This window comes from Legionella birminghamensis (assembly GCF_900452515.1).
GTDB classification, from domain to species: Bacteria; Pseudomonadota; Gammaproteobacteria; order Legionellales; family Legionellaceae; genus Legionella_C; species Legionella_C birminghamensis.
The window spans coordinates 1498751-1519207 of the sequence record NZ_UGNW01000001.1; the positions used below are offsets into that span (position 1 = coordinate 1498751).

Sequence of the window (20457 nt, forward strand, 5' to 3'; positions counted from 1 at the left end):
AGCTTTAATCACTTTCATAATAGGTAGTTAATGTCATAGTCTGATTATGCAATTCGCAATTACCCAGATTAAAAGGGGATAACTCGCCATAGGAATAAAATCCTATCTGGGTTGTACCAGGGGGAAGCGCCTCCAAAGTCGATTCGGTTTCTTCTTCAGTTCTTTCCCCGAGTAAAAGTCTTCTGCCTACGCAGCTAACACCAATGGCCAGAACCGGGCTGGTAAACGATTCATTTTTATCAAACAAACGATTTTTTGCCAATTCGCCTGCTTCAAAGGCACTGGTAATTAAACGATCAAAATTGGCACGCATTAACTGAGCCTGATAACCCATCGGTATGTCGCCGGCGAATATTAATGATTGAGTTTTTTCATCGACACCCAGAATAGTCCTGACTAACTGCACCGGGTTTTTTCCGTTATTGCTATCTTTGATTGCTAATGGATAAAGAAGCCCTGAAGCCGGCAGCTCCGCGGCTCGTTCACCTAAATATTCTTTATAAAGGTGAAGGGCAGGCTGGTTATCTAATTCATATAAGATGTTGCCCTCGGAGCGGGTAATCCTTCTTGCAGGCCCAAAAATATCCCATCCTCCTTGTGAGGCATGGCCTACCTGAATGTGGTTTCCATAAAACCCCAGGGCAATCACATAGTTGTCAATAATTTCTCCATTGCAAATGATCCAGGTATTTCCAAAGTTGCTGCCGTCAGCCGCCAGCCCGCCGGTGATAATGAGACCGTCAGTTGCGTGCGCGTTTAACCCCTTTACAAGCGCTGTCCCATTGACAGTCAAACCATCGGATAAAACAAAAATGCTCCGCAAAGAAGAATCACAGAGTTCCTGGGCAATTAACTCACCCGCCTGATAAGATTCAGAAATATGTTCAACTTTAGCACTGCATAATCTAAGCCGGGTTTTTTCAAATTTAACAACAGCCACAGACAGGCTATCATCGTGAATATGAGATCCAAATATTTCACCAGCAGTAGAACAACCGATTATCTTGGCTTTTTTATAAGTATCAGCTAACTGTTTAAGGGGGGCCTGGTAATTAAGAAAAAAAGGGGAGGCAAAAACCAAAACCAGGGTTTGCTCCGAATCGATTGGTGGAAAATCCTCAATGCTCCATCCTCTGTTCCTAAAATATTGAAATGCTTGAATTTGCATGCTTTCCTACTAATGATTCATTCATCTAGGGAAAGTATAGTTTATTCTATGTACAATTTCTCGAATGAGCTACTCAGCTATCTCGAGATCATGTGCAAGAAGCCGTCGATGCGCACGAAAATAAGTTATAGGGGACTGTTCCAATAGATCGGTTAGTTTTTCCATGTATATACAGGCAAAGCGATCGACCTGGTACGCAAAATAACTTTCTTCCGCGCCTGCACGAAACGTTCTTCCCCATCGTTTATTGTAAAAAGTCTGTTGTTTTTGCAATAGGGATGAAATATCAGTGTCTATGGCAACAATCTCCTGTTGCAGTTGGCTTAATTGAGGTTTTCCCTTCTCGAACTGGTCTTCAATAATTTTTGAATGAAGTTCAACATACTGTTTTTCGAGCTTTGTCTTCATCTCCATTGCCGCAATAATTTCCTGTTCTATAGGCATGGAGTTCGCTTGCGCCTGAATTTCCTCACCTAACTCCTCGACAACCAGCGCAGTACGCCAGTTACAATCTTTTTTCAGACGAAGGATATCGCCATAAATATGATCGCCAATGTAGAGGATTTCATCGCCGTTCAACTTCAAATCGTCAGTAAATTTTCTGGCATTACCACCTTGATAGATCCCATGTGTGATCAAACCAGTCGTATTGGTCATGGTACCATCCTGCGGATTAATCGTCAGAAAACGTAGATTGTCATAAAAAAAGCGGGGCTTATTGGCGAGTGTAATGACTATTTCAAACAAATCCTGCCAGGTTTGATTATTTTCAAGAAACGGGTTTATGGCAAAGTCCAATAACAGTTTCGAGTAATAATAATCTGAGTTCGTGAGTATAAAAATTTTTTTACCGTAATGTGTATAGCGCTTTAAACCGGCTACCAGTTCGGGATCTTTTTTTACAAATTTTTCGAGATGTTGTGCAATGTGGTTCTTAATGCTTCCATCCGAATGGGCGGTGTCGACACACTGAAGCACATCTCGGGCAATTTCAGAATAACTGGGCAACTCATCGGGATGCTCGTCTTTATAATCAACTAGTTGACCATATAGAACACAAAATGCAATGGAGAAGGAAGTGTCGATTGCCATGTAATTGCTGTCTTTCAAATCGACATAAATACTGCGGTATATTTCCTTTTGTTCTGCAAAGCTGATAAGACGTGTACCGTGATAGCTTTGACGTATGGCGCCATAGCGGCTTAATTTCAGAATATTACCATTTTTGCTATCAATAATTAGCCCGCGGATTGCATCCGGAAAATTGAAAGTGAAGTTTTTTACCGCCGAAGGGTATTTTTTTTGTTCAGCAAGTTTGTTAATAACAATTTGATAAACCAAGGCTTCAAAATTTTCTGTATTGTATCGAATAAGCGTATGATCCATATCCAGACCAATATACTTAATCTTTTTCATATTTAATATACGGTTTACAAATACAGGTTGAGGCATTTAAATTTCCTTACAAATTAAGACAAGTCCAAACTAGTTTATGCGTAATGCTTCGGCCACAATTAAAAATCTGGGCGCAGCAGAATTTTAAGATTCCGCGAACAAGTCGCGGAACGTAGGATGTGGCTCACTTCGTCTAGACTCAGCGGCTGACACGCCTAGGTCCTTCGGCTGACACGCCTAAGCCCAGCGGCTGAAACGCCTAGACCTTGCGGCTGACACGCCTAGGCCCTTCAGCTGACACGCCTAGGCCCTTCGGCCCACTCACCTACGCCCTGCGGCTTGTCCGCAGGGTCTAAAATCGGGCGTTAGCGCCAAAGTGTATCAGAAGCTTTATCTGATAGTAAGCTTTAGAAAGACTGACAGCCTTTTTCTTTCTCGATTGTATCTTTGATCTGATATCCGGTTTTTAGCCGTTATGATAATCTACTCAGCAATGAGACCATAAGGGCGGGAGAAAAACAATGCCAATATCATATGATGATTTCGAGAGGGTCGATATACGATCGGGAACGGTGGTTAAAGCAGAACCCTTTGAGCGGGCTAAAAAGCCGGCTTATAAACTGTGGGTGGATTTTGGTCCGGAATTAGGCATTCTGCAAACCTCTGCTCAAGTCACTGTACATTACACGGTCGAATCACTACCGGGCAAAACGGTTGTTGGTTGTGTCAACCTAGGCGAGAAAAATATTGCCGGGTTCACGTCGCAGTTTCTACTCCTGGGGTTTTCGGATTCAAATGGCGCAATCTGTCTGGCAACCATTGATCCAGCTGTCCCCAATGGCAAGAAAATGCATTAATTGATGAGGCATGACTGTTCAGGAGTTTCCACAAGGAAAGACGTCTCGGTGTTTGAGGTGGTGTTTTGAATTATAGGCAGTATGATCTAAAATGGCGCATCAATTTTGCCGTGGACTTTTATGATTACAGTCAAACAACTTCTGGATTATCTTTACGCTTTCGAACATGCCGCTTTGAATTTACCCGCAGGCACTGCAGCAGAAACAGTTGAAACAATTCAGGTTGAATCACTATATAGTTTTCAGTTTTTTTGGCTGTTTATCACAAAAGATGAAAATGCAGTGCTCCCTCCAAAGGATGTTCAAGCGATAAGAAGTTACTTAAGCCTGCGTTGGGAAACGCTCAAAAAGGAAAATATTGCCTATTTTCGTTTTCCTTTTTTACCTATTAATCAATTTTGCCTCAAGATAGCGGAGAGTATTGCCGAGCCAGAGGAGGCAGTATGTTCGATATTAATGCCGGGTATTATTGGCTTAAACAGAGAGGGCTTATCACTAAAACTTGAGACAGAGGACAATGGTCAGTTTCAAATCGATGCTTTTATTGTCAACCAAAGCTATACCCGATTAATCCCTCTGGCAGAGATATTTCAAACTGCTGCACTGGATAGTAATCATGTGCTGGCGGATTTTCAGCCCGAAGGGGCGAAGCCGTCCTATGAGCTCGGTGGACAGGATTTCCTGAATTTGGCCAATGTAGCAGGGAATGCGAGCAGGGCGTTTATGCAGGCCTTAAAGGCGAATCATGTTAAACGCTACGATGATAATTCATTGGGCTTTGCGATAAAAAAGTTAGCGGTCGAGCTTAAAAAGGCATCGGTATCGGATGCGGGCTCAGAAGAGCTGATTAACAATAAAGTTATGGGCGATGCGGTGAGCTCGTTCTACAACCTTTGGAAAACGCTTTCACCAGAGCTGCGTTTACCAGAGGAAAAAGACGCTGAATCAAGTGAGAAGCGTTTTGTGAAAGTAATAACACTCACTAACTACGGGTGTAAAAATTTAAATTTGGAAAGCTACTTTTTGACGCTCTTTTTTCATATGCAATTGCCCTTGACTGAGGAAGAAGTTACGCGTGTGATAGCAGAGAATATATTTCCATGTGCCGATCAGATTTCTAACATTCTATTGGAATTTCTTAACCAGTATCCAACACTTTATCATATTTCAATCAATGCAAATAGAAATGAAGAATGCGCCGCATTGGCGCCGATGGCTTCCTTGCTGCCTGATGTAATCAAGGCGTTAGAGCACCGCTCTCCAATATGGGAGAGCAGGGACAATCTTGATTCCCAGTTCATGGAGCTGCTTATAAAGAGTCCGCAGTGTCATCGTCAGCTTGATCCATCATTATTTATAGCATTGCGAATAAAGAGTTATAATTGTTGTCGGCGTCTGATTCAATCAAGAATCTGTTTAAAATCTGTCGCTTCCCTGAGTAATACTCGTCTTGCCAGCTTCGCTTATGAATCTAATCTACATACGCTGATTTTGTCTTTTTCTGAAGCACAACAACAAGTTATTGTGGAAACGCATTATAAAGACCTGATTCGGGAATATAATGACGCGGATAAATTGCTCACATTAACATCACAGCTCTCTCAGGCATCATTAGATTTTCTAAGGAGGAAATATGCTGAAACACTGGCGCCTGATATTTGTTCAGTAGAAGACTTGTGTAACCTAACAAAAAAGGTTGATGGTATGATAATCGATCTGGTGTTTGAAAAATTACAAGATAAATATCCTGAATTGCTAAGTACCAGTGAAAATGCACTCAAAGCTTTAAAGTTTTTTTCAAGAAAAGGAAATCAACAAGAAAAAATTATTTGTTATATCAACCCCAAATTGTCTGAATGGATAACACCAGAAAACTTTTGCACGTTCAATTTCTGGCTTGTTCACTCCATTCAATTTTCCAGCCTAATTGCAGACCAGATTAAAAGCCGAATTAATTCATTCGATACCTGGAAAATGGAATATATCCGCTGGGGGAAAATCGACGAAATACAAACGATATTACGAGAGCAGTTGATTGATCAGTTCTCCACAGAGCTAAACGATGGAGCCACGCTGCAGAGCGTCGTGGAAGCAACCTCCCCAGTTGCGCGCATTACACTAATATCGCAATATAAGAAGTTAATTAACAGTAAAGAGTTATTTACACAATTTGCAAAAATTCTCCCAGAACAATGCAAGCAAGCCTATCTGAGAATGATCGAATGGGAGCGGTTTGCAGGCTCTATAGACGAACTTAAAGAGATTGCCGCTTTCTTCCAGTGGGATCAAATTCAAAGCCTGATTTCTACCCGGTTTTCAGCGGAACAATTAAAGTGTACTGAAGAAGAGTTTTCGGCCCTGTTACCAGGCCATTCACCAGAAGAAGATGAGCTTATAAAAAATTTTGATCAAGATTATATAATCTATGAGCTAGAGTCATACATTTCAAAAAGACAGTCAGCAAGGGGATTACGTCTTTGGGGTATTGATAAAGACATAAAAGTGATAACGGCTAAAAAATTAATTAATGAGTTGAAATCCAGCGCTCTGATTTCAGAACAGATCAATGTACTAAGGGACGCACGAAACCAGCTTAGGCTGTTCTACTCATCAGGCGGCGATGAACTCGAAGAGGTTATCGCCGGGATTCTAAAAGGCAAGAAGCCTTCTAACTCCAGCAGTTTCCATGAAATGAGGTTTGCTCGTAATAGGTTGCTTTTAGAAGAAGAGGAGAGACGACACTCATCGACCAGGAGTTCCTTGCGATAGAGGGGTAGAGCAAAAGTGTGTTCGCTTTGAGAGATTTGAGATTAGTCATACATATCTGTTCCGTTCATACTGAGCTATATAAAATAAGCTCTTATTTTATCAATCAATTGTGATTTGGTTCTTACCTCAAGCTTTAATTTGCAGCTTGAATTACATCTTGGAGAGCTAGCATAAAGATTTATCAGACCAGATTCAATTTGCACCCTGAGTGCACCCTGAAAAATGATTTTGCGCGAGAGAAATTATCGCAACCCATTGATTCTATTGGCGTCCCGGAGAGGATTCGAACCTCCGACCTGCCCCTTAGGAGGGGGCCGCGCTATCCACTGTGCCACCGGGACTAATTTTACAGGAGCAAGTCTACCCTTTGAGAAGGCAAATGACAATCAGATTTACATTTCGCTGTAGTTAGGACCTCCACCGCCTTCCGGGGCTACCCACACGATGTTTTGCATTGGATCTTTTATATCGCAGGTTTTGCAATGAATACAGTTTTGGGCATTGATTTGCAGGCGGGGGCCTTGTTCATCTTCGAGTATTTCATAAACGCCTGCCGGGCAATAGCGGGTTTCTGGAGAGGCGTAGGCTTTATAGTTAACCGATATGGCCAAATCTGGGTCTCTCAGTTTCAAATGAACAGGCTGATTTTCTTCATGGTAAGTATTCGTCAAATAAACAGAGGAGAGCCTGTCAAATGTTAAAAGGCCATCGGCTTTGGGATAAACCAGCTTTTTACATTTGTCGGCTGGAAGTAAGCTGCTGTGATCCGCGTGGTTTTTTAATGTCCAGGGGGATTTGCCCTGGGTAATATAGGTTTCCCAAAATGCATTGGCAAGACCAGCCCAGAGGCCATGACGAAAGGCGGGGCGTATATTTCTTACGCTGTACAATTCTTCGCTTAACCAGGATTGCTTCACCTTTTCTGTATAAAGGGTGAGTTCCTGTGGGGAGGCCTTGTCGTTTGTCAGGGCGGCAAAACAGGCCTCTGCTGCCAGCATGCCGGATTGCATGGCAGTATGGATTCCCTTAATTTTGGGAACATTCAAGAATCCTGCTGCGTCTCCAATTAAAGCACCGCCGGGAAAAGTTAATTTAGGTAAGGACTGCCAGCCTCCTTCATTCAAAGCGCGGGAGCCATAGGCTATGCGCTCGCCGTCCTCAAGCAGGGGACGGACGAAGGGATGGGTTTTGAAGCGTTGCATTTCATTGAAAGGGCTAAGCCAGGGATTTTTATAATCAAGTCCAATAACAAATCCAAGTGCCACTTGATTATTTGCCAGATGATAAATAAATGAACCGCCATATGTCTTGGTATCTAAAGGCCAGCCTATTGTATGTATGACAGTTCCTGGCTTATGGCGGGAGGATTTAACTTGCCAAATTTCCTTAATCCCGATTCCATAGGTTTGAGGCTGTACACCCTGCCGCAGCTGGTAGCGGTTCATTAAATTCTGGCTGAGTTGCCCGCGGCAGCCTTCTGCAAAAAGAGTCTGTTTTGCTAATAAATGCATTCCTGGCTGGTAGTGGGCTGTTTCTGCCCCCTGTCTGTCAATACCCACATCCCCGGTGGCAACGCCAATAACTTCGCCTTTGTCATTATAAAGAATTTCTGTTGCAGGAAATCCGGGATAAATTTCACAGCCTAAATTCTCAGCCTGTGTTGCCAGAAACCGGCATAATTCGCCAAGACTGATAATAAAATTCCCCTCGTTTTTCATCGGGGAGGGAGTGGGTAGGCGAAAACTTTTTTTAGCTGTCAGGAAATAAAATGAATCATCAGTAACTGGGGTGTTCAGAGGCGCAGTTTTCCAGCTATCAGGCAATAATTCCTTAAGGCTTCTTGGCTCTAGCACCGCTCCAGACAGAATATGAGCACCTACCTGCGCCCCTTTTTCGAGAATGCAAACACTGATTTCTTTACCTGCTTCTGCGGCAAGCTGTTTAATCCTAATGGCTGCTGATAAACCGGACGGGCCAGCCCCTACGATTACCACATCATATTCCATCATTTCGTGTTCCACACCGAATTCCTTAAGTAAAACAAAAAAATAATGATCGCCTGTCTGTTTCTCAAGATCAAGCTTTCTCAACGGTTAGTTGATGATTTCTGGGATACTAATGTTCAAATATGCATCAAATTGTAGTATGATCGGGGCTCTACAAATAAGAGGATGGGTAAATGTCTCTTGATAACTTCTGCGCTCGCGGCTTAACGCTCGATTTTTTTTCTTCTCGTGACTTCGAACAGGCGGATGCCTCCGATGAAAACCAGTATAACCTGGCACAAGCGCGGAATGTGCTTCGCGCCTTGATGATGGGATGGCATAAAGATTGGAAGAGCCTTCTGTCCTGGCGCGCATTTAATGCCATTTTTGTTGAGCGGGATCATCAGCTTACCCGCGGGATGCGTAAAGCGTTTCAGGAAGGTTTTAATCACATCTATGAGCAATTAAAGAATCAAAAGCTTACAGAAGAACAATTCAATCAGGCTTATCTCTATTTAAGTAACTGCTTGAGCTTGCTTCCCTATTCAGACATAACTGCTTATGAGAGCTTCCATATTCCCCAATATGTAAACGGTCAATGGGTGAGGGTAGAATATAAAGTCACCCCGATTGAGTTGACACCAACCTCTGGGAGGAAGAAAGTCACTTTAAAAAATGATGATCGTGTTTTTGCCTATGGCTTATCGCCTGTTAACAATAAGGATGCTGAACCCCATTTAATTTGTATGGGAACAACCTATCTTGCCGGGCAGGGATTTTGGGAGCAGGTTACAACTGATCTTGAAGCGTTTGAAACAGCCGGGAAATCGTTATACCGCTCAGGAAGTCCCTCCGCTATCCGCTGGATGGAAAAACAAGATAAAAAAGTGCATGTTTGCGGCACCAGCCTTGGCGGCGCCCTTGCTGAATTATTAGCTATCCATCGGGGGGATCTGATTTCCCGGGTTGATGCATTAAATCCTCCTGGACTTTACAAAGGCCTTAGAAAAAGCCGTTATGATAATTGGGATAAGCTGGTTGCTGAGGGTAATGCCCCAGAAGTCTACATTCAGAAACAAAAAAACGATCCGGTTTCGAAATTTGGCGAGTGGAAGAATGAGTGGATCATTTTAGAAGTGACTCCGGATGAAGAGTTTGAAGGGCCAAATCCTATTGCTGCGCATGCCTTAAATTATGCAGGAGGATCCGGAACCGAAATACATCAGATCAACACTGAGGAAGATAATAAAGAACGCAAACGCAGGAACTTCTGGCTTTATATTCTAGCACGCAGTTTGTTTTACTATTTAGTCATGTTACCGCTTCGCTACATCATCATTCCAACGGTACGCTTTATCTGGGAACATAAGCTGCAACTGTTATTTTTCATCCCTCTGGTGGCAATATTCTATCTGTTTCCTCCTGTGGGATTAGGGCTGACATTTAGCTTGCTGGGAGCTGGAACCGTCTTGCTTATTAATGCGGTTTTGTCAGCAGCAATTACCAGCTATTTTATCGATGGTTGTTTGCGTTTTATAGCTGATCAGATAACTGGAAAAAATACAACCATTTTGTCACGCGCCATGAACTGGCTGAGTCAGTATCCTTACCTAAAATATGCGACGTATTTTGCTCTTGGAGCCGGGTTTATTGCCTTACTCGCTGCTGCTGCTTTTTTTCCTCCATTTATGCCGGCAGTGATTCCATTATTAAAACCAGTCATTATTCTGAGTATTTTAAGCATACCGCTCATTGTGAGCATTGTTTACAAAGCCGTTGTAAATACACTGTATTTATTCGGCTTGAAAAAGCCAGAGCCAGCGGAGTGCCATGATCCATCGCTGCCAAGAAATGAAGAAATGGATATCTATGCCAACACGCAGGAAGCAGAGTTCAGCGTTCGTGAAATTCACGATTATTATCATGCAACTCGCTGTATGTTAAAAGGGAAATCACTGATTCGCAGGAAGGATGACAAGCTGGTTGATTCAGACGTTGAATCTGGAAAACCAAGAAAAATCAATAAAAAAGAAGTGCTTAAAATGTGGGATAAAGAGGGCGATCGTGATAAGAAAGTCAAATGGACAATCAGCAAAGCAAAACTATTTCATATTAATGAAACTAATCGGCTCCTGAGCAAATTTGGTAGTAAGCAGGAACGCTTAATGGAGGAATTGCGTGAGGAGAAGGACAGTTACAGATTAGGAAAACATCGCTAATTTATTACTAGTATTTAAGGATTAATTTTCCCTTAATGTTAATTCCTTATACTGAGTATATAGATAGTAATTGGTGTAATGTATGACTCACACAGAATTCCTGAATTGGCTCGATAATCTTGGCCAACTCAATCCGGTACAGCAGGAACTGTTAATTTTAATTGATGAACTGAAACAAGCTTCATATGGCGAAAATAAAGAAGCAGTGATTTCACATATTGATAATAAACTGCGGCAAATGATAGCTATGGGCCACAGGACCGTTTATCCAGGCAGAGAAACTGCTGGTACACTGTTAGAAGCATTTCAAAGGGAACGGGTGCAAAACGCATTTTTCAGATCCCGGACTGCTGTTGCGTCCATTCAAAGAGTATTGGAGAGTCTGCCTTCTGAAACTAGCCTTGACAGGATGCAAACTTTTTATACTCGAGTAATGGACTGGTGCCAGTTTGCCGCGAGAGATAGCGAAGGCGAGTTAGTCCCCTTGAGTGAAGAGGAGAAAGAAGCGGTCAGAGCAGTTTTTAACCGGCTTGCGACTGAAGAAGTCAAGCAAATCCTGGCCGCAATCCATGTTGTTAATAATAATTTATCCTTGGCAACAGCTAATGATCGATATATCTCAGCAACTTCTTCCAGTGTAAAGACAGCCATTGCTTCAATGTATAATTATATTTTGGAGCCTAACGAGCGAGCTGATCCTGCGGAAACTCTACCTCCGGAAGAAGAGGCTAAACTCTCAATTCGCGTAGGATATAGTTCTTTGACATTTTATGCCCAGAAGTTACGTCAAATTCCTGGCCGCAATGAAGATATGAAGTTACTTCACAGGAAAGCGGAACTGCTTAGGGATCTACACGAGTTCGGTTACAAATCCTCTCCTGATGTGGATTGTTTTATTGAAGCGTTGATGGTTATTCCAGAAAAACACCTGGGATTTTTAGAACAGGCCAAAGAATTAAGGAGAGCTGTCTCTAATTCAGAGGGAGCAAATACTGTCGCCAGGGAGCTAGCCAGAAACGAGATTAATCAATTAACAAATAAATGTTATCAGTTTTTTGAGGGTATTCAAACCGATGAGAAAAAGACTGCTCAATTTATGCTTCTTGCCCATGAAGAATTAAATCGAATTTCATCGACTTTTCGTACACATTGTTTACCCGAGTATAGTATTCCTGACCCTGATAATAAAATAGCATCTGTGCTGATGCGAGATGCGGATGCGACAGAATTTGTTCGGCAGTTGTATTTAATGCAACGGAAAATTACGGAAAGTAACGGTGAAGAGAAACAAAACCAACAGGAAATACTTAAAGCACTGGTGGACGGGGGGGCAGCCTATTATTCCAATTTGAAAACCCGTTATTCAAGAAATGCCTTCCTGAACTATTTGCAGCTAGTAGGTCTTGACAGTTTTAAAACAGCAAAAGAAGCGCAGCAGTTTATGTCCTTTCTTTCTTCATTACCTAAAGACGGGCTTAACCTATTTTCGATGGTCACTGATTTTCGTCTGAAGGTCAATGAAATGGAAGCAAGGGATCCATCCAAATACAAGATGGCTGCTGAGACTGCCAGAACTGTTCTTTTCGATCTAATGGCGCGAAGTACGGAGTTCTTTAGCCAGCCCAGAACCAGGGTATTATGTGAAGCATACAAACTGGATTGCGAGGGTATAATTAATAATGCACGCCCAATACTTGAAAAGCATCGGGGCGGTAAAAATGTGTTGGCCTGGTGCGCAATGATTCTGACTGCTGGTATTATACCGCTTGTAGTGGCAAGCTATAACAAATATGCACATGGGACTTTTTCATTTTTCCCATCTACAGACTCCAAGAAGAAAGTTGACAGTCTGCAGGCTGCAATTAATGCAATTCCAGAGCCAAGTGAGGAAAATAATGGGACGACAGCGAGTGGGGATTCAAGCACACCGGTTCCTTGATATTACTATGCTTTGAGAATATGTCAGATTTTAGATAAGGACTCATTATGACTGACCGAAACCATTTTGATTCGAATTCAGAGCAATACCGAGAATACCGGCCCCAGTATCCGGATAGTTTGTATACTTTTTTATTAGAGAAAACCCCGCAGCATAATACGGTATGGGATTGCGCAACGGGAAATGGGCAAGCGGCTTTACCATGGATTAATCGTTTCAAACACATCATTGCAACTGATATCAGCCAATCTCAACTAGATCAGGCTTTTCAAAGTGCTGCAATAGAGTATCGCTGCTGCCCTGCGGAAAATAGTGGTATAGATGCTCATAGTGTTGATTTAATCACGGTTGCCCAGGCGCTTCACTGGTTTAATTTTGATTTATTTTATGAAGAAGTCAGGAGGGTAGCCAAACCCTCTGCAATATTCGCAGCCTGGTGCTATTCCCTGGGGCAAATAAACTGCAATCTGGATATTATTATCAAAAATCTTTATGAAAACATTTTAGGTGAACGGTATTGGGCATGGCAAAGAAAATTCATTGATGAACATTATGCTAGCATTCCGTTTCCCTTTAAAAAAATAGAAACCCCTTTATTTTTCATTGAAAAAGAATTCGATCTTGCGGGGTTTAAAGGCTATTTGAATACCTGGTCTGCCGTGAAAGAATATCAGCTGAAAAATAAAACCAACCCCGTCGAATTAATTTCTGATGAATTAACACTGGCATGGGGGGCGCCTGATCAAATCCGCCTGATGCAATGGCCGGTTAGTTTATTAGCAGGCCATGTAGAATAAATTCACCTCCTGTCACGGGGAGAAGATAGAATTAAAATCCTTCGAGGACAATCTTTCCCAGCGATTTGCCGCTTTCAATTAACCGATGTGCTTGCTGAAGATTTGCCGCATTAATTAATCCAAGGTTTTCATTCAAAGTTGTTTTAATTTTCCCTGAATCAACCATTTGAGCGACCTGACTGAGAATTTCGTGTTGTTTAATCATATCGGGGGTTTTGAACATCGAGCGTGTATACATCATCTCCCAGTGAATCGATATGCTTTTCAATTTAAACAGTTTAATGTCCAGGGAAAGCGGATTGTCAATGAGGGCAAATTTTCCCTGGGGCTTCAAGCATTTGACCAGCTCTACAGCGTGCTGATCGGTATGTGTCAAGCTAATCACATAATCAACTGCCTCTATGCCTGATTTTAGAAGCTGTTCATGTAAGGGGTTCTGATGAGATATGACCAGATCGGCACCATTTTCTTTAATCCACCGCTCTGATTCAGGACGCGATGCTGTGCCGATAATCCTTAGGGATGTCAACTGCCTGGCTAATTGCACTAGAATGGATCCGACACCGCCGGCTGCCCCAGTGATTAGCAGGATACCCGTATCTTCTTTATCAATCTGCAGGCGATCAAAGAGTAATTCCCAGGCCGTAAGAGTGGTAAGTGGCAAGGCTGCAGCTTCTGCATTGCTCAAACTCTGTGGTTTTAATGCGGCAATCCGTTCATCAACCAGGTGAAACTCGGCGTTACTTCCCGGTCTTGTTAAATCCCCCGCATACCAGACCATATCGCCTTTTTTAAATAAGCTGACATCCTTACCGATGTCTTTGACAATACCTACAGCATCCCACCCCAAAACTTTGTAAGAACCCGTTTCTGGCTGTATATTTAAACGCTGTTTGCAATCAATAGGATTTACTGCAATTGCCTGAACCTCAACGAGCAGGTCATGCGCCAGCATGACGGGTAGGGGTAAGTCAATGTCTTCCAGAACATCCGCTGTGCCAGCCTGTTTATAACCAATCGCTTTCATACTCTGTCCTTAGTGATAAGAATAAAGTTTGATTATACTTGAATTAGGATTAAATCTGAGAGGATTAAAGTATGAATAAATGGATATTGCTTCCTGGACTGTTATTATTCAGTTCTTGTTATGCAGCAGTCTACGATTCGCCAGAAATGGCGATGACGGTGGATAGCTCCCAGTCGCGTTTTGTAATCAGTTTGCCTTCGAACCCCACTACCGGTTATAGCTGGACACTCAAAAATTATAACTCTAACTTATTTAAGTTGCTGTCCAGTCAGTTTCATCCTTTAAAACCAAAATTAATCGGCTCAGGAGGTAAAACAGTATTTGTATTTCAGGTGTTGAAGGGGGTGAAATTACCGGTTAGAAGTACTTTTGAATTCTTTTATGCGCGTCCCTGGGAGCCTGAAAATGGCAGAACCCAGAAGGTGAGAGTTAATTTTCAAAAGGGATTAAATACCGCTGCACCGGTGATTGGAGAGTAGGTTTGATCGAGTCGCAGGTTTCGATACCGTCGAATCTTCCGGCTTTGCTCGCCCACCGAATCCCCGCGGCTTTGAGCGCGGGGCCTATACGATGCCTAGTTGAATAACAATCCTGCAAATCAGCTTTATTTTCAAACCTAATTTAGATTGTTAATTATGGTTCAGCAGGGATGGGCCCCGCGGTCAAAGCCGCGGGGATTCGGAGTTGGCAAGCCGCGGGTTCAGGGTTGTCGAATTCCAGCGGTTGTTGCCTTATTGCGTTGTCTTCTTTCTGCGAAAAGGCAAGTAGCGTGCCTCCCAGAACTGATCGTTAATCAGCTTCACCAGGTTTTCCTCCTGATTGATTTGCGCCAGTCCCTCTTCAATCGCTGCTTCGGCCACTCTAACTGCTATTTGCTTGGCGACGAATTGGGCATCATTTAAAGAAGGCAGAAGCGGGAGGAAGCTGTCTTTTCTGCATGGGGAAAATTCGCTAAGTGTTTTCGCTGCAGCCCAAATCATTTTTTTGGAAAGACGCGTTGCCTGAACTGTTAAAATTCCCAAACCAATGCCGGGGAATACCAGTGCATTGTTGCATTGGGCAATTTCAATCAATTTATTTTGGTATTCCACTGCGGGAAAGGAGGTGCCTGTCGCGACCAACGCCCGGCCCTGGCTCCAGTGCATGATATCGGCTGGTTGCGCTTCGCATTTTTCATCGGGATTGGATAAAGGAAAAATAATGGGGCGTTCGCAGGTCTGTGACATTATTTCAATGATATCCTGTGAAAATGCACCGGGTTGTGCTGAACAGCCTATTAGTATCGTAGGTTGGACATGTCGAACGGTTTCAGTCAGGGAAGGGTTTAAGCTGTTCAAGGTCCATGACTGGATTTCGCTTCGTGAACGAGCATAGGGCTGTTGTGCTTCGGTGAGTTCAGAATCATCCTTTATTAGTAGCCCCTGTCTGTCGATTAGCCAAAAACATCGATACGCTTCTTCCTTACTTAAGCCTTGCTCGACTAATGCATCGACAATTTGATCGCTGATTCCAGTTCCAGCAGATCCGGCTCCGAATACCAGAATTCGATGTTCTGATAATTGTCTTCCGCTAATATCACAGGCTGCCAATAAGGCCGCAAGGGTTACCGCACCCGTACCCTGGATATCATCATTGAATGTACATAGTTCATCCTGAAAGCGCTCCAGTATCCTTCTGGCATTGCCTCGGCCAAAGTCTTCCCAATGCAGGAAAGCATTTGGAAAATGCTGATGAACGGTTTTCACAAAAGCATTGATAAACTGATCGTATTCCGCGGCAGGTATCCTGGGATGGCGGCAACCTAAATAGAAGGGATCATTCAGAAGTTCCTGATTATTGGTGCCTACATCAAGAAATACAGGCAAGGTGCGGCTGGGGTTTATCCCTCCGCAGAGCGTATAAACCATCAGTTTGGCCACGGGAATATCCATGCCGCCAATCCCCTGATCGCCAATGCCAAGAACACCTTCACCGTCTGTGACTACAATCAAATCAATTTCAGGGTTTGAACGATTACTAAAAATCTCATCCAGCTGGTTCTTATCGGAGTGGGCGATATACAAGCCTCGGGGTTGGCGGTACTCATGGCTGAAACGCTTGACTGCAGTACCGACAATAGGGGTGTAAATCGTAGGCAGCATTTCGCCCAAATGCCTGCTCAGCAATTTATAAAACAGCGTCTGATTTTTGTCGTGCAGATTGTTCAGATAGATATTTTGCTGGAGCCGGGTTTGATAACTTGAGTATTGAAGATAAGCACGTTTGACCTGCTCATCCAGGGTTTCAACACGATGAGGCAACTTTCCCAGTAAGCCGAATTCACGTCTTTCATCCTGGGTAAAGGCAGTTCCTTTATTCAGTTGAGGCAATGTTAGTAAGGCTTTGCCGGTGATTGAAGTTTCAATAAACAATTCATCGGTTTGTTTGTCACGGCCAACGCTAAAATCCAGCATATTGTCAAGTCTGTTGGTTAGAAAGCTGACAACAATACCTAATTGTTAGCATTTATTCAATCGTAGCACCGATAGATTATGCTTGAATCAAAGAGAATTTTGAAAAATCATTGCAGAGTATTAACCACCTAACAGCATGGCATATATAATTGACTAATGATAATATGCAGGTTTTTAGCATTTGTGAAGAGGTTGGGATGATAAAACATTTTGTCTGGGGGATGGCTGTTCTTCTCTCCACAAGTTGCTCGGCCCGAGACGAAAATTATTATCGACTCAATCCTGAAAAGGTCGAGCAGGCATTAAAAAGCTGTCCAGCAATGAGTCCCGGCAAGATTAGCTGTAATGAATTAAAAGCTGTCTCTGCCCGTCAAAATCAACTGGCTTATGAGTTACAGCTTAGTCCTCAGGGGTTCGGACAACGCATTCTTCTCTTGCAAATCAAATTGGCAGAGCAGAAGCAGGCTTTAAAAGAGAATTCCAGTCAACCTGAATTGAAGCAATTGATTAGTCAGAATGAGCAAAAGCTGGCGGAATATCTGGCAATCGTAAAATGGTTAGAGTCTCCTGAGAGTTAATAATGAGAATATTAGTTAGTAATGATGACGGCGTTTCAGCGCCAGGTATACGGGCTCTTGCAAATGAAATGTCAACGCTTGGTGAAGTCTGCGTGGTTGCTCCTGATCGTAATCGAAGCGGTGCTAGTAATTCATTAACCCTGACCAGGCCTTTGCGTATCAGGCAAATGGATAATGGCTACTATAGCGTCGATGGAACGCCTACTGACTGTGTCCACCTGGCGCTTACCGGTTTTCTTGAGCCGACTGTTGATATTGTCCTTTCTGGAATTAATGATGGCGCCAATCTGGGCGATGATATTCTTTACTCTGGTACAGTTGCGGCGGCAATGGAGGGAAGATATCTCGGTTTGCCAGCCATTGCATTTTCCATGGCTGGTGAAAATATCCAGCATTATGATACGGCAGCTACTATCGCAAGGCAGCTGGTAGTAAAAATGCATGCCAATATGCTGCCTTCGCAAACCATTTTGAACGTGAATATCCCTGATTTACCTTTAAATCAAATCAAGGGATTTGAAGTAACGCGCCTGGGAACGCGCCATTGTGCAGAACCAACGTTTTCAGAGCTTGATCCGCGTGGACGGCCAATTTACTGGATTGGACCATCTGGCTCTCAGGCAGATGCAGGACCTGGAACTGATTTTTATGCAATCAGCCGGCAATGCGTATCCATTACTCCTTTGCAACTGGATATGACGCATTATAAAGTTTTTGATCAGTTATCAACATGGGTGGATAAATTAAATTGGGAATAATGAAAATCTTTACTCATCTATATGACAAAATGGTGAGATGGTCAGGACACGCTCATGCGCCTTATTACCTGGCTGGCGTTTCATTTGCTGAATCGTCCTTTTTCCCTATACCGCCTGATGTCATGCTGATTAGCATGGGCCTGGCTAATCCACGGCGCTCATGGCAGTATGCATTGATTACCACGCTTTTTTCAGTGCTAGGCGGTGTTTTTGGTTATTTGATAGGTTATTTTTTTATTGAAGCCATATTGCCCTGGATTGAAAGTTCATCCTGGAGCAGCAATTTCCATCAGATCCAGCAATGGTTTACGCTACATGGCATTCTGGTGATTTTTATAGCTGGTTTTTCACCCATTCCCTACAAATTGTTTACCATTGCCGCTGGCGCGATGAGCATGGCTTTGCTGCCATTTATTTTTGCATCTGCTTTGGGAAGGGGCTTACGTTTTTTCCTGGTTTCTACAATTATGTATTTTTTTGGGGATAAACTTCATAATAATTTGCGTCAATATGTTGATATCATCGGCTGGAGTGTATTAGTCGTGTTGATATTAACTCTCTTGATTATGAAATTGCTGTCATGAGATAGAATATGCCTGCTTTACTTCTCTTACTATTAGTCTGCTTATTATCGGGTTGCGCGGTAAGTCCTCGATTGGCGCCTGTTGAAGACATTCGCTCGAGATGGAATCTAAGCCATAAGGCCGCCTATGTTGTGCAAGCGGGGGACACTTTATATGCGATTGCATTTCGCTTTGATAAAGATGTTCGCCAACTGGCGGCCTATAACCATTTACGTCTTCCTTATTCGATTCGTGCCGGGCAGATTATACGCTTAACACCTAATGGACAGATCCCCCGATCAATCCGGCAGCCTCTTCAATCCGCGAAAGCGGCAAAAACAACGCAATTTATTAAAGCGAAACCAATTTCTGCCGTAACCTCCCCCGTAAGCTATGCGGGTGGAAGTTGGAAGTGGCCTGCCCTGGGCCGTGTTACTGCTGGCTTTAATCCTCAACAGGGAAAAAAAGGCATAGATATTGCTGGTAGTAAAGGGGCGTATGTTTATGCTTCAGGAGACGGGGTGGTTGCTTATTCCGGGAATGGACTCTCTGGTTATGGTAATTTAATTATCATAAAGCATGAAGGTCAGTTTTTAACTGCTTATGCTAATAATTTGAAAAATAAGGTGAATGAAGGGCAAAAAGTTAAAGCGGGACAGATTATTGCCGAAATGGGAGTTATTGACAGGCAGTTTTGGGGCGTTCATTTTGAAATTAGGAAATCAGGTCAGCCGGTTAATCCGATGCTGTATTTGCAAAAAAAGCAATAGTGACCTAATTTATATAATTTACTGACTAATTTCGAATGATACTGTGTGTATTTCGGGCAGATATAAACACAAGGGTGATAATCATGCAAGCCGAAGATGAATCAATTAAAGAACCAGAAATCGCAGAATCTGAATGGGAAGATCCTGCAGAGGAAGATTCATTGCTTTTGGAAGAGGATGGACCAATAACTGCTGAAGAGGTGGAGCCGGATTTTAGTGACGAGGAAGTGTTTCCAAGTTACCAGCGCGGCAGGCAAACATCCAAAGCAATGGATGCCACTCAATTGTATTTAAGCGAGATAGGCTTTTCGCCCTTACTTTCAGCGGAAGAGGAAGTTCATTATGCTCGCTTGGCATTAAAGGGCGACGTTGCTGCACGCAAGAAAATGATCGAATCCAATCTTCGTCTCGTGGTAAAAATTTCGAGACGTTATTTAAACAGAGGTCTGCCTTTACTGGATTTAATTGAAGAGGGGAACCTTGGCTTAATGAAGTCGGTTGAGAAATTTGATCCGGATAGAGGTTTTCGATTTTCGACCTATGCCACCTGGTGGATCAGGCAAACTATTGAGCGGGCTATTATGAATCAAACCCGCACCATTAGACTGCCAATTCATGTCGTTAAAGAATTAAATGTTTATTTACGTGCAGCACGCCAATTGACTCAAAAGCTTGATCATGAACCCTCAGCAGAGGAAATTGCTGAAATGGTAGATAAGCCTTTGGAAGATGTTGAGAAGTTGCTGGGATTAAACGACAAAGTTGCTTCAGTGGATACACCAATCGGCTATGACGACAACAAATCCTTATTGGATACGATAGCCGATGAAAATAGCGTGAATCCAGCTGAATTGCTGACGGACGAAAATTTGCGGACCCATATCGAATCCTTACTGGATAAATTAACAGAAAACCAGCAGCAAGTCATAGCCCGACGATTTGGATTGCGCGGTTTTGAAAAAGCGACGCTTGAAGATGTGGGTAAGGAAATCGACCTGACACGCGAGCGGGTTCGGCAAATCCAGGTTGAAGCATTAAAGACATTAAGAAGTTTATTGGAAAAAGTAGGGTTAACCCAGGAGGATCTTTTTTAATCCTCAATATATACTTTATCTAAGGATAATCTGCTCACAGGTAGAGTAAATAAATGAGGGATGTTAACTGGTTCCAGGATGGGCC

The 20457-nt window shown here is 42.9% G+C and carries 16 protein-coding genes and 1 tRNA gene; 11 read left to right on the forward strand and 6 right to left on the reverse strand.

What is annotated here, in order from left to right; genetic code table 11:
* Window positions 1–4: 4 nt before the first annotated feature.
* Both DYH42_RS06300 and DYH42_RS06305 read right to left on the reverse strand, forming a co-directional pair.
* Window positions 5–1168, reverse strand: coding sequence for an FIST signal transduction protein (locus tag DYH42_RS06300; protein ID WP_058522838.1), 1164 nt, complete (start codon window positions 1166–1168; stop codon window positions 5–7).
* A gap of 69 nt (window positions 1169–1237) precedes the next feature.
* Complete coding sequence (locus DYH42_RS06305) at window positions 1238–2620, reverse strand: HAD-IG family 5'-nucleotidase (RefSeq protein WP_058522839.1); 1383 nt, start codon at window positions 2618–2620, stop codon at window positions 1238–1240.
* A 464-nt stretch (window positions 2621–3084) separates the two neighbouring features.
* On the opposite strand from DYH42_RS06305, the gene DYH42_RS06310 reads away from it, so the two are divergent.
* Entirely contained in the window at window positions 3085–3420 is a 336-nt protein-coding gene (locus DYH42_RS06310; RefSeq protein ID WP_058522840.1) for a tRNA-binding protein, read from the forward strand.
* 120 nt (window positions 3421–3540) lie between these two features.
* Window positions 3541–6189: a hypothetical protein gene (locus tag DYH42_RS06315; RefSeq protein WP_058522841.1), complete on the forward strand. Its 2649-nt coding sequence runs from the start codon at window positions 3541–3543 to the stop codon at window positions 6187–6189.
* 265 nt (window positions 6190–6454) lie between these two features.
* Here the strand turns inward: DYH42_RS06315 and DYH42_RS06320 are convergent.
* A tRNA-Arg gene (locus DYH42_RS06320) sits at window positions 6455–6530 on the reverse strand.
* A gap of 51 nt (window positions 6531–6581) precedes the next feature.
* On the reverse strand, window positions 6582–8210 hold the full coding sequence (locus DYH42_RS06325; RefSeq protein WP_058522863.1) for an electron transfer flavoprotein-ubiquinone oxidoreductase: 1629 nt from the start codon (window positions 8208–8210) through the stop codon (window positions 6582–6584).
* 158 nt (window positions 8211–8368) lie between these two features.
* Here DYH42_RS06325 and DYH42_RS06330 point away from each other — a divergent pair, with 158 nt between their 5' ends.
* The 3 genes from DYH42_RS06330 (at window position 8369) to DYH42_RS06340 (ending at window position 13129) form a co-directional block, all read left to right on the forward strand.
* A complete protein-coding gene (locus DYH42_RS06330; RefSeq protein ID WP_058522842.1) occupies window positions 8369–10393 on the forward strand; it encodes an alpha/beta hydrolase family protein in 2025 nt (674 codons plus the stop codon).
* A gap of 82 nt (window positions 10394–10475) precedes the next feature.
* Window positions 10476–12332 (forward strand): hypothetical protein, encoded by a 1857-nt coding sequence (locus DYH42_RS06335; protein ID WP_058522843.1) that lies wholly within the window; start codon window positions 10476–10478, stop codon window positions 12330–12332.
* 47 nt (window positions 12333–12379) lie between these two features.
* Entirely contained in the window at window positions 12380–13129 is a 750-nt protein-coding gene (locus tag DYH42_RS06340) for a class I SAM-dependent methyltransferase (protein WP_058522844.1), read from the forward strand.
* Window positions 13130–13160: 31 nt separating this feature from the next.
* Here DYH42_RS06340 and DYH42_RS06345 read toward each other — a convergent pair whose 3' ends face one another.
* Window positions 13161–14156: a zinc-binding alcohol dehydrogenase family protein gene (locus tag DYH42_RS06345; RefSeq protein WP_058522845.1), complete on the reverse strand. Its 996-nt coding sequence runs from the start codon at window positions 14154–14156 to the stop codon at window positions 13161–13163.
* A gap of 71 nt (window positions 14157–14227) precedes the next feature.
* Between DYH42_RS06345 and DYH42_RS06350 the strand changes: the two genes are divergently transcribed.
* Window positions 14228–14635 (forward strand): protease inhibitor I42 family protein, encoded by a 408-nt coding sequence (locus tag DYH42_RS06350; RefSeq protein ID WP_058522846.1) that lies wholly within the window; start codon window positions 14228–14230, stop codon window positions 14633–14635.
* 252 nt (window positions 14636–14887) lie between these two features.
* Here the strand turns inward: DYH42_RS06350 and DYH42_RS06355 are convergent, their stop codons facing one another.
* The gene (locus DYH42_RS06355) at window positions 14888–16609 is read right to left on the reverse strand and encodes an NAD-dependent malic enzyme (protein WP_058522847.1); all 1722 of its coding nucleotides are present in this window, start codon (window positions 16607–16609) and stop codon (window positions 14888–14890) included.
* Window positions 16610–16806: 197 nt separating this feature from the next.
* On the opposite strand from DYH42_RS06355, the gene DYH42_RS06360 reads away from it, so the two are divergent.
* From DYH42_RS06360 to rpoS, 5 genes are all read left to right on the forward strand, one after another.
* A complete protein-coding gene (locus DYH42_RS06360; protein ID WP_058522864.1) occupies window positions 16807–17187 on the forward strand; it encodes a hypothetical protein in 381 nt (126 codons plus the stop codon).
* Between the two features lie 2 nt (window positions 17188–17189).
* Window positions 17190–17945 (forward strand): 5'/3'-nucleotidase SurE, encoded by a 756-nt coding sequence (surE, locus tag DYH42_RS06365; protein WP_058522848.1) that lies wholly within the window; start codon window positions 17190–17192, stop codon window positions 17943–17945.
* Window positions 17945–18529, forward strand: a complete 585-nt coding sequence (locus DYH42_RS06370) for a YqaA family protein (RefSeq protein ID WP_058522849.1) — start codon at window positions 17945–17947, stop codon at window positions 18527–18529. Before surE ends, DYH42_RS06370 begins: the two co-directional genes overlap by 1 nt.
* Before the next feature lie 8 nt (window positions 18530–18537).
* Complete coding sequence (locus DYH42_RS06375; protein WP_058522850.1) at window positions 18538–19278, forward strand: peptidoglycan DD-metalloendopeptidase family protein; 741 nt, start codon at window positions 18538–18540, stop codon at window positions 19276–19278.
* Between the two features lie 83 nt (window positions 19279–19361).
* Window positions 19362–20372: an RNA polymerase sigma factor RpoS gene (gene rpoS / locus DYH42_RS06380; RefSeq protein WP_058522851.1), complete on the forward strand. Its 1011-nt coding sequence runs from the start codon at window positions 19362–19364 to the stop codon at window positions 20370–20372.
* The last annotated feature ends 85 nt before the right edge of the window (window positions 20373–20457 follow it).